Here is a 10535-nt window from a genome sequence, read left to right as displayed (position 1 = left end):
AGGGGTGTACGGGCTTCCGCCGCAGCGGGTGATCCGGTCATGACCCGGGTCACCCGCCAACCCGATTGTGCATGATTCGAGAGACACAAGGGGTGCTGGAAGAAACTCGGCGCTGGCGCCAAGCTGGACACCCCCTCATCCGTCGCCTTCGGCGACACCTTCTCCCACGGGGAGCCGCGTTCAGCTCACTCTTCGACCGGCAGGCCGGTCGCCGAGGCGATCTGGCTTGCGGCATCGTCGAGCGCCGCCTTGGCGTCGGGGTAGCCACCGCCCAGATATTTGGTCTGGACCGCGCGGACGATGATTTCCGCGTCGCTCTGGAACGGGGTGCCGCGGCTGGGGACGACCTTGGGCAAGGTGCCGAGGATATCCTTCCACACCGCCTGGCCACCCCAATAGGGCTGGCCTTCGGAGACATAGGGGTCATCGAGCGCCGAGATCAGCGACGGCACCAGGCCAAAACCCTTCAGCATCGCTATCTGGCCCTCATTGGTCGCAAGCGAGTATTTCAGGTAGGCGTAGGCGGCCTCCTGTTGTTGGAGACCGAGGTGATGGCGAGCGACGAACCGCCGAGATTGGCGGCGCGCGGGCCGTCGGCAGTGAGGCTCGGCATCAGGTAGACGCCCCATTTGCCGCTGCCGTCGGGCGACTCGGTGCGTATCGTGCCCTCGTACCAGCCGCCATACATCTGGGTGGCTACGGTGCCGGCGGTGTTGTTGGTGATCTTGGTGCTCCAGTCGGCCGAGGTGATGATGCCGGCGTCCTTCATCTCCTTGATCTTGGTCATCGACGCCACACAGGCCGGCTGATTGATGGTGATCGACTGCCCGTCGGCGGTGAAATAGGCGCAGCCCTGCTCGTTGGCGATCATGCGGAAGAATTCGGAGTCGCCGTTGAAATCGGCGTTGGTCATCGTCACGCCGGGATTGGCGGCCTGGATTTTCTTGCCGGCGGCAATAAAATCGTCCCAGGTCTTGATCGAGGCGGGATCGACGCCGGCCTTCTCATAGAAGTCGCGGCGGTAGTACATCGCCACCGGGCCCGAATCCCACGGCATCGCATAGGCCTTGTCTTCCACTTCGAGCTCGGTGCGCTTGAAATCGGGGAATTTTGCCTGGTCCTCGGCCGTGTAGCCCAGCGTATGGAGGTCGACGAAGCAGTCCGGGAACTGGCTCCAGTAGTTCTCGGCCTCACCGTTCTCGATCGTCACGATATCCGGCAGTCCCTCGCCGCCGGCGGCGCAGCCGGCGATCGACTTGTCGTAGGTCGGCTGGTTGCCGAGATCCTGGACCGTGACCTTGATGTCGGGGAATTGCTTGTTGAAGCCTTCTATGGTGGCCTTCAGCGATGAAGCGGCGACGTTCCAGCTCCAGATCGTGATTTCGCCGGATTGCGCAAAGGCCGGGGCAGAGCCCAGGGCAAGCGCGAGCGCGGCGCAGGTCAGTATGGTGCGCATTGAAATCCTCCCATTTCATTTGCTCTCTCATCGCGAGCGTGCCTAGACTAGGCACTGGGGGAGGCTTGTCCGCGACAAAAGGAATAAAAAATTGGCGGAAAGTAAGATGCCGGAAAGGCCGTTTTATCAGCTTGGCGCCAGCAGCGTGGAGGGTCTGCCGCTGCTGCTGCAGATGTTTCACACTCAGCCTCTGGTGATGCTCAAGCCGCACTGGCATGCCCAGGTCGAGGTGAATTTCATCGTTCGCGGCGCCGTGCACTACCGAATGGATGAGCACGAGATATCGCTTTCGGCCGGCGACATGTGCCTGTTCTGGGGCGGCCTGCCGCACCAGATGGACGATGCGTCGGACGACGCCGTCTATGCCGGCGCGCATCTGCCGCTGGTGCACTTCTTCCGGCTGCATCTTCCCGCCGACGTCCGCAACCGGCTGATGACGGGTGCGACATTGGTGACCGGTGCCACCGACCGATCGGACGACCACAATTTCGAGCGCTGGAACCGCTATGTCCGGTCGGGCGATCCGGGCAAAGCCGAGCACGCCGTTAACGAGCTGTTGCTGCGGCTGGAGCGGGTGCGCTTCGAGCCTTACCGGCTGGTACCCGAAACCCCGATCGAGCAGGAAGCAGGCAGTCCCTTCGATCAGCAATCCCTGCGCAATGTCGGGCGCATGTGCGACTTCATCGCGGAGAATTTCCTCTACGACGTCGACTGCGTGGACATCGCGGCGGCGGCCGACATCCACCCCAAATACGCCATGAGCATCTTTAAGAAATCGACCGGCATGACTCTCAACGAATATGTCAACCTGTTGCGGCTCAGCTACGCGCAGGCGCTGCTGATGCACCAGGACGCCAACGTGCTGCGCGTCGCCATGGACTCCGGCTTCGGCTCGCTCAGCGCCTTCAACAAATCGTTCCGCAAGCTGGCCGGCATGTCGCCGTCGGATTTCCGCAGAGGCGCTGGCGCCAGGTAGTTCCCAGCCAGGTCGGCTCGGCACCAAAACGGCCACGGTTAGTGGCCAATTGAGCGCCCACAAAAAGACGCACCACCGGCCCGAAGCCGGTGGTGCTCTCTGGACAGTCTGTAGGGGCAGGACCGTTCCAGGGATCCCTAGGGATCGGGCTTAAATGTCGGCTTTTCCTTGACCCGTGGCATCGGCCGAACAGATGAAGGAGCCTGCCAACTGGCTAAGAATCTCGACAGTGTGATGCGCCGCCGAGCAGCGCATGATTTGCAATACTATTCGGCTGCGTCAGGAATTTCGCCGGATGTGTCGTCGGAAGTCTCTGCCGGATCGGCCTTTCTTGCCAGGAACTTGTCCAAGGCTGCCTGCAAGGACAAGGTGGCCTGCGCTGAGGCCGGCGTCGTTGAAACGACAGCCATTGCATGAGCAATTCCGGTCGTGGACTTATCCTTGGCCGCCGCAGACGTTGCGGCTCCGTGTCCCTGCGATCCGGCCGCGGCCGAGTTGCCGCCATTGCCGTTGCTTGCGCCGTTACCCTTGCCATTGCCATTGCCGCCGGGTCCGGCGAGGACTGGAGACGCGACAAGGGCGAGAGCGGCGACCGTTGCGAACAGACTGGTTCGAGTTTTCATAATTCCTCCTTCGAGCCGCCCTCCCGCCAGGATGGTTCCGGACTATGAATATGATGACTCTCTAATACATTGGTCCACTACTTAGCCAGTTTCGTTTAAATGCACCTGTCCGCAAGGGACCTTGGTCCGAATTTGAAAAGCAAAGGTCTTAACTCTGTCGGGGGCGTATTCCGAGCGGCGAACAAAGCGCGGCAAAGGCTGGTGCAGATATAAAGGTTAGACCATCCTGGATCCTTGCTCATGCTGCCAATACTAAACTAAAAGCAACGGCTGGTCGGCGGGCGAGCCGGTATCGAAGCTTAGATCGCGGGCATCGGGAGCAAAGAGACGTGCGCGTCCGAACCGTGGTTTGTAGTGACAAAGCAGGGTAGATACGGCGCGAAACACGGGAATCCCGATTTCCGCGCGGGTCATTTCGGCAAACCACAAATCGATTCCTCTATGCGCCAAGGCGTTGAGCACGTCCGATAGGTCACGTTCAACCGCTGGATGAGGTAGACTTGGCGAGACGTGTTGGATCAGGGCCATATTCAGAGGTGGCGTTTTCATAGAGGCTTTCTCTCGCCATCGCGACCAAGCGCCAGTTTCGTCGCCAAGCGCTCGTGAAGCCCCGAGCGAAATCTCCATTTGAAGCATCTCTGTCAAGGCAGCTGTCGCAGCGGACTGTAGGTTTTTGCCAGCAGCAAAGCCTAGCGAGACGTCTTTGCCTTCCGGTTCAGCAGAAGCGGCGGCAATCACCGGGATGTCGATGTCCGAGGTAATGTCGAAGAGCCAGGTTCGACGCTCGCGATCCCACAGCCAATCAACAAGAACATCGATGCCCGAGAGGAAGGACGGATCAATTATTTGGCGCTGCCTTCTGCCATACCACCAGCGACCTGTCGCATCCCTCTCGACTAGCTCCAAGATAGCCGCCAGTTTCGCGGCGTCCGCACTAGGACCTGCAGCGCACCCACTGCTATCGCCGATGGCGACCGCGCCCTCCTCGCCGGCCTCTTTCCGTCCTATGAAAGCAAAGTCTGCTGGTATGAACGCCCCATCCCCCCCAAATGCATCTTCAACCTTCAGCCAGTCCAGCGCGGCAGATTCATCCCTGATCGGCGGTCGCCAATCAAAGCCAACATTTTCTTTGTTCCATACACCGCGGGCGACGATCTGATGGGAACTGAAGCCGTTCAGCCTTTCAGGAGCGATTGCCGCTGACCCGATCTCGTCGACTGTAGCGGTGATCAACGGCTCATCACCCCATGAGCAGCAACTGAAGAGTTCGGCTGCCTCGCCAAGGCAACTCGCCCGGCAGTCGTCCATGCTCAATCCTCGGCCGCTCGCCAGCCTGCCAGTTTCGGGCATTGCTGAGCGCGGCGTTACCGGCATTTGCAACAAAGCATTCTTAGGGATCGCGATAGCGAAGTGAGCCGGAACATCCGTCACAGGCAGGTTAATGACGTCGAACAGCTCGCCGACTCTGGCGAGCTCGCCACACCCATCTATGAAAGCAATTGCCATCGGTTCGTTGTATCGTCGACTAAGCCCGCATTGGAGAGCAGAATAGCACATTCGACAGGGCATCAGCGGCGACTATGCAAGCGAGATCGGAGCGAGCGACCCTTAAATCAATCCTGTTTGCGGATCTGGCTCAATATAGCCAGCTAACCGCCGCCGACGAACTTGGAACACTGGATCTCGTTTCGCAGTGTTTCCAACTCTTCCAAACCCATTGCGAGGAATTCGGCGCCGAGTTCATTAAGACGACGGGCGACGGGGTCCTGATACTGTTCGACGGTGTATCGAACGCCATCGACTACGCCATTTTCATGCAGGGTAGCCTAGCTGACCTCCTAGACAGGAGAGCGTTTTACAGTCGGTTCCGGATCGGATTGCATATTGGAGAGGTTCATCGCCGTGAGGGCGACGTGTTTGGCCATGCGATAAACGTGGCTGCTCGGGTGCAGGCTATGGCCGAGCTAGGCGGTGTGTGTGTGACGCAAGACGTCTATTGGGCGGCCCGCAACACCGGGCGGTGGCGGTTTCGGTTCGCCGGGCGGCCCGCTTTGAAGAACATGCCTGAGCCGCTGACGCTCTACAACGTGGTTGCCTCCAACCTTGCTGATGTCCCGGACAACGGCCATCAGCGACTGATTTCGGTCATCGATGGGCTTGGCCTTTACAGGGAAGATGGCGAAGCAATCGCATTGCGTTCTCCGAAAGCGCAGGCACTGATTGGATACCTCGCACTGTCCCGCAATTTTCAGGAGGTGCATGACCGGCTGGCTACCTTGATCTGGCCAGAACGTGGCCCGGTAGCCGCTCGGCGTGCGATGGCGAACTGCCTACAGATCGCGGACAGATCAATTGCGGGTGGCTCCGCGGCAGGAATTCTCAGACGCGGAAATATTATCGGGTTGAGCCCCTCGCGCATAACCGTCGATGTCGTCCGCATGTTGAACGATCTTGGAGAGGGCAAGATTGACGACCTGCTGCTCAAACGATCGGATTGGTCCGAGGCGATCTTATATGGCTTAGAAGACACCAGCGACCTATTCAGCGCATGGCTGAGTGTGACCAGGCACAACTGGCGTGACCACGCATTGGAGGCCTTAGAGGCCATGCTGGAACGCTTCGAGATATCCGAACCTGCAATGCGCAGGGCAGCAAATGCCCTCTTAGTACTCGAACCTAGCCATGAACGCGCTGCGCGCTGTCTCATCCGCCACCATGCGGAACTGCAGGATGTCGCCGCTGCAATGCGCGTCTATGAAAATCTGCGCGATTTTCTGCGCGAACGATATCAGTTGCTGCCTAGCATGGAAACGACGGCTCTGGCAGAGGCGCTTAAGGGTCCGGGCCCGCAATTGTTGAGCAGAGGGAAACCACCGCGGCCGAGCGGACCTGCGCCAACGCTCGCGGTCGGAAAATTCGAGACGCGAACTAAGAAAATCTCTCTTCTGGTATGGGGATTCCGCTCGGAACTAATCGTCAATTTGTCCAAATTTCGGGAGTTCACAGTCGTCGAGTTGAAGGATGGCGCGATCGAAGGTCCCGACACGGACTATCTACTGACGGCCCAATGCGTGGACCATCAAGATGACATGCAATTGGTCGTATCGGTAAGCGATCCCAACACGAACCAAGTCATTTGGAGTGAGTCTTTTAGGTTTTCGCTCGGCAACTGGCTATCTCTGCAGAAGCAGTTAGTCGGAAAGATCGCTTCAACTCTAGAGGTTTACCTTTCACATGACAGGCTGTCCCGGCAAGTCAGGGGCCTCCCGCAAAACCTCGGTGTTTATGATGCTTGGCTGCGCGGCGAGGATTTACTAACTCGCTGGACACCAGATGCCGACGACGAAGCCGAACGGCTGTTCGAAGGCGCAATCGCTGCCGACCCGAACTTTGCTCCCGCCTATGCCAGTCTGGCCAGCATCCACAATGCACGGCAATTCATCCGTCCGGGAATTGCTGCCGATCCTTCCATAACGAAGCGGACAGCTGAACTGGCCCAGCGCGCTGTGGCCCTCGATCCCCTGGACGCACGCAATCATTTGGTCGTCGCCTGGTCAACAGCCATGACCCGACACTTCGAACAGTCGGAAGTGCACTACGAACTAGCCGCTGAACTCAACCCAAACAGTCCGAAAACTTTGGTCTCGGCCGCTCTAGGTATGGCTTTCATGGGCCGCGTCGATCCTGCCTCGCGCCTGCTGGAGCGTGCAATGGATTTGACATCCATGTTTTTGGACTACCAGTGGTCTCACATCGCGGTAATCCGTTATTTTGCCGGAGATTTCGAAGGCGCTGTAGCGGCGGCCGACCGGTCGAGGAATGCGATCGTTGACACCGCTGGTTGGAAAACTGCCGCCCTGCGCAAGTTAGGCAGAACGGATGAAGCTCGTGCGGCGCTGATGCAATTGCACACGTCTGTTGCTGCGGCATGGGCAGGGCCCAAGCCCCCGACGCCGAAGGAGATCTTGCGCTGGTTTGTAGAAGCCTTCCCCATCAAGCGGGACGAGGATCGGCGAGATCTGGAGCAACTATGCCAGGCAGAATGATCCTCGCAAACGATAGCGCGATCCGCGCTCACGTTTGAGACGGGTCGTTTCGTTTTAGAGACAAGTGAGATTGTTGACTGGCTCAGTGGGCCATGGCGCGATCAATGGCCGGCGGTCCCCAAAAGCAGGTCCCGCCGGCTGATCTAAGGCCGCCTCAACGGCAGCGGGTGAGCAGCATCAATCCGAACAGGAATTTGCAGGCTTGGTCCACTTCTGGCGAGGTACCGGCCCCGTATAGCTCACTAATTGCCTTAACGTGCTCAGACAGGTAGCCAGTATCCAGCGGAGGATCGCCCGGTTCAATCTCCGGCAACACTATATTATGCTTACCGAAAGTGACGCCAGGTTTCTTTCTCCCATCAGGTACGATATCCACCTTACAGTTGCTGCTGTCAATTTGGACGTCTGTTTCCGGATTCCTAGTAAGTTGATATATAATGTAGTTATTACCCGCGTACTGTTGGAGTAAATCCGATTTTTTCTTATCAGGCTTACTGTCGAAATTGGTGAAATCGTTGATCACACCGGTAGCAACATTGATGTATCCTTGTTTGCTCGGTACGTTAGCACTGATATTATTATTGTCGAATATCTTAAGCTTTGCCATTTGCTTCCTCCCCTTGAAAAAATTGGATTTCAAGTAAGTCCGAGAGTTCAAGCCGGCTCGGTCCGTCCCACGCACACTTGAGTATTCCGAACACTGCAAAGAGGATTGCCCGCCATGCATCGCGGCGGCGCCAATACATAAGCATGGCGTTCCCCACCCGCGGTGACAAAACTAACCATGCTAGTCCGCAGGGCGGAGGCCAACGCCCCGGCCAAACTATCATTCCAAGCACAGTGCCATCAAGTGACGGTCGAGCATCACTGAAGGCGGACCGACGTCTTCAGTGGACGAACGGGGATTGCTGAAAGGCTAGGAGCCAGAAACAGGAACGTTCGAGAAGCTCCGACATGACAGTCTCGCGCTCTGTCAAATCCTCATAGCGCCGCGTGGCGCCCCCGCTCATCGGCACGGTGACGGTCTCGCCCCGCAAAAACCCGGAGAGTTCCGCAGGCTGGCCCATTTCGCGTCTGCCTTCGTTTCCGATATGGGTGAATCGGGTGCCCGTTTCACCTGCATGGCAGCCATTGCAGGTGGCGAGCGAAAACTTGCGGCGCGTCTCGACCGGGTCGATGAGGCTATTGAGATCTGAGACTGACCAGAAGTAGATAGGGAACAAGGTGTTTGAAACGGCGCCCAGGAACGGATCGAGATCGTCCGGAAAGCGCTCCCCAACAACATGTCGGTTATTGAGAATGTCGGCTTCGTTGATGACGAAATAGTCCAGTAGGATCCCTTTGCCGTTGAAATCATTGTGCGGCGTCTGCTTCACAGGGACAAGATCGAGCAGACCGGTATCCTCAAGGCGGAACTCGCGCATGTCCCAACCACTGGCGAGCTGATTCTCGTTGGTCCTCATCTGACTGAGCGAACTCGTATTGGGACGCTGACCCGGATTCGATCCATGATCGGTGAAGGCGCGGGTAACGGATTCGAGCGCCTCATTGTAGTCGGCAGTGCCGACGTCAAACTGGTCAAGATCTTTCCAACGTTGTTGCCATGCCTTGACCTCTATGCAGGAATTGGCAGCGATGCCGTATTCGAAGATCACTGTAAAGCTCGCTGGCGTACAGGAGCCGGTCATCAAGCCGAATACCAGCCGCCCCTCTCCTGCACTGCCCCCGGCGCCGAAACCGATACGGTCTGCAAGGTCGGGTCGATTCACTATGGCGAGAAGCCGCGCCGGGAAGTAGTCGACATCGAGCAGCCCGCTGGGGGACAATCCGCGCCACCCGTCGATGAAATGTTGCAGCTGCTGATGGCGTGCGGGGACGATCCAGCCGTTGACCTCATGAGGGAGTCGCCAACTCAACAGCCAGTGCAGTGTGAATTCCTCGGGCGTAAGGCCGGTGCCATGTGCCAACTCGCGCATCAGGTGGCCGAAGCTCCACGGCCCGCCGGGCGAGCCGGTTCCGGTGCAAGCATCGAAGCTGAGCTCGTCATCCTCGACCACGTCTTTCGCGGTAATCAGAAGCGAGCGATCACGGTCGATGGTGACGCGCGGTGCGGGCGGCGGAAACGTGGTGAAGATCGGGAAATCGAAGAGATATTCGACCTTGAATTGCTTGCGCTCCAAAGGGTCGAATTGGGGCCCCGGCAGGCGCTGGAACGGTGTCGTCGCGATGTTGATGTCGAGGGCCTTTGCGGCCCTCAACGGGTCCTGGAAGTCCAGCAGGCGCGCTGCCCGCTTCGCCTCCTGGCGCGCTTTCTTCAGGATTTCGGGCGTTTTGAGCTCGGCATCCCGGATCGCGTCTGCCGCGGTCACGATGTCGCGCGGCCCTCGACGAATTAGGATGTCCTGGCCTGGATCGCGCAGAACGTCGATCGTCGCCCTAAGGCCGGCGCGCAGCGCTTCGAACTCGGCCGTCGTGTCAAGCTTGAAACGCGCGCTGAACACGCCGTCGCCCTTGACTCGATCCGGCCCGGCGCCATCGTCGCGAAATGTGACGCTTCCTTCCTCCATCGCCAATGAGAGCTCCGCTACATTGGATGGGCGAGCAGTTGCCATCTCGCCCCGAACCATCCCGGAATCTTCCGTCAAAAATATGCGTAGCTCGGCGACATTGTTGGCCAGCGTCGCGGCTGAAGTATCGGAAGGCGATCCGATGTTGGTTTCCTGCGTCGGGGCGGCGACAGCCGTCGCTAGCAATAGAAGCGACGATAGGAACAGTCCCGGCCATTCCCTTAGCAGCGGCGACAACATAATGCTCCCGACTTGTGCCAATTTCGCTCTGCAGACTACCTGAAGATTGACCAACGCGACAGCGGCTTGTGTAATGGGCCTTAGAGCAGAACGCTTTTCTGGTAGCCTGCGCACTGCTACTGGCGCATCTCGGCTTAACTAGGAGATCCGCGACCCGGTGCTTGGCCACGCAAAGCATGATTATCTGCAAGAGGGTCGCCCTGCAGGCCCACGTGAGCGTCTAATGGGCATCGTGCAGTGAGCGGCACGGCGCCGCCCCGGCGCCAGACAGCAAAAAGGCACCCATCCTGTCGCCGGACGTAGCTCTGTCCCCGAAGATTCTTCTTCCCGTTTCGGCGATCAATCCCGGCGTGAATCGTAAGGCCTGGCGGCCCGTTGAGCGACGCGCTCGCGGTATCTCGCGTCGGTACCACTTCGGTTTTCCGGCTTGGTAAGCGTTTCGACAGGCTTCCCGAGGACGACCAGCAACGTGTCCCATTCTTCCTGGCCGAGCGTCTTGTAGCGGTACTCCAGACCCGGCGAAGCCAGGAGGTGCTCGATCTCAGGCCGCGCGAAAGAGGCCGCAGGGCCAATGCGGCGAAAGCCGCTTCGCACGGCATCGGTAGCCGCGGTCAGGTCGCTGAAGCC

Annotated in this window: 7 protein-coding genes and 1 pseudogene; 2 read left to right on the top strand and 6 right to left on the bottom strand. The window is 58.8% G+C overall.

The window, feature by feature from the left end:
* Nucleotides 1-185 precede the first annotated feature (185 nt).
* Nucleotides 186-1456: pseudogene (locus tag NKH12_RS28520) on the bottom strand (ABC transporter substrate-binding protein).
* 106 nt (nt 1457-1562) lie between these two features.
* Between NKH12_RS28520 and NKH12_RS28515 the strand changes: the two are divergent.
* On the top strand, nt 1563-2432 hold the full coding sequence (locus tag NKH12_RS28515; RefSeq protein WP_352956200.1) for a helix-turn-helix domain-containing protein: 870 nt from the start codon (nt 1563-1565) through the stop codon (nt 2430-2432).
* Nucleotides 2433-2698: 266 nt separating this feature from the next.
* Here the strand turns inward: NKH12_RS28515 and NKH12_RS28510 are convergent, their stop codons facing one another.
* Entirely contained in the window at nt 2699-3055 is a 357-nt protein-coding gene (locus tag NKH12_RS28510) for a hypothetical protein (RefSeq protein WP_352956199.1), read from the bottom strand.
* Between the two features lie 252 nt (nt 3056-3307).
* A complete protein-coding gene (locus tag NKH12_RS28505; protein ID WP_352956198.1) occupies nt 3308-4561 on the bottom strand; it encodes a YcaO-like family protein in 1254 nt (417 codons plus the stop codon).
* 74 nt (nt 4562-4635) lie between these two features.
* Between NKH12_RS28505 and NKH12_RS28500 the strand changes: the two genes are divergently transcribed.
* The gene (locus tag NKH12_RS28500; RefSeq protein ID WP_352956197.1) at nt 4636-7101 is read left to right on the top strand and encodes an adenylate/guanylate cyclase domain-containing protein; all 2466 of its coding nucleotides are present in this window, start codon (nt 4636-4638) and stop codon (nt 7099-7101) included.
* 154 nt (nt 7102-7255) lie between these two features.
* On the opposite strand, the gene NKH12_RS28495 is transcribed toward NKH12_RS28500, so the two are convergent.
* The 3 genes from NKH12_RS28495 to NKH12_RS28485 all read right to left on the bottom strand — a co-directional run.
* Nucleotides 7256-7708 (bottom strand): hypothetical protein, encoded by a 453-nt coding sequence (locus NKH12_RS28495; protein WP_352956196.1) that lies wholly within the window; start codon nt 7706-7708, stop codon nt 7256-7258.
* Nucleotides 7709-7988: 280 nt separating this feature from the next.
* Nucleotides 7989-9908 (bottom strand): choice-of-anchor X domain-containing protein, encoded by a 1920-nt coding sequence (locus NKH12_RS28490; RefSeq protein ID WP_352956195.1) that lies wholly within the window; start codon nt 9906-9908, stop codon nt 7989-7991.
* 339 nt (nt 9909-10247) lie between these two features.
* Nucleotides 10248-10535 (bottom strand): hypothetical protein (locus NKH12_RS28485; RefSeq protein ID WP_352956194.1); only part of this gene is annotated, 288 nt, incomplete at its 5' end.

Origin of the sequence: Mesorhizobium sp. M1322 (assembly GCF_040318085.1) — a bacterium.
Classification (GTDB): domain Bacteria; phylum Pseudomonadota; class Alphaproteobacteria; order Rhizobiales; family Rhizobiaceae; genus Mesorhizobium.
The sequence above is the reverse complement of the archived record's forward strand: the minus strand, read 5'-3'. Positions and strand labels throughout refer to the sequence as shown.

What these genes read in the sequence shown, in the direction of transcription:
- NKH12_RS28515 (WP_352956200.1), top strand. Translation starts at nt 1,563, where the DNA reads ATGCCGGAAAGGCCGTTTTATCAGCTTGGCGCCAGCAGCGTGGAGGGT.
- NKH12_RS28505 (WP_352956198.1), bottom strand. Translation starts at nt 4,561, where the DNA reads ATGGCAATTGCTTTCATAGATGGGTGTGGCGAGCTCGCCAGAGTCGGC.
- NKH12_RS28510 (WP_352956199.1), bottom strand. Translation starts at nt 3,055, where the DNA reads ATGAAAACTCGAACCAGTCTGTTCGCAACGGTCGCCGCTCTCGCCCTT.
- NKH12_RS28490 (WP_352956195.1), bottom strand. Translation starts at nt 9,908, where the DNA reads ATGTTGTCGCCGCTGCTAAGGGAATGGCCGGGACTGTTCCTATCGTCG.
- NKH12_RS28495 (WP_352956196.1), bottom strand. Translation starts at nt 7,708, where the DNA reads ATGGCAAAGCTTAAGATATTCGACAATAATAATATCAGTGCTAACGTA.
- NKH12_RS28500 (WP_352956197.1), top strand. Translation starts at nt 4,636, where the DNA reads ATGCAAGCGAGATCGGAGCGAGCGACCCTTAAATCAATCCTGTTTGCG.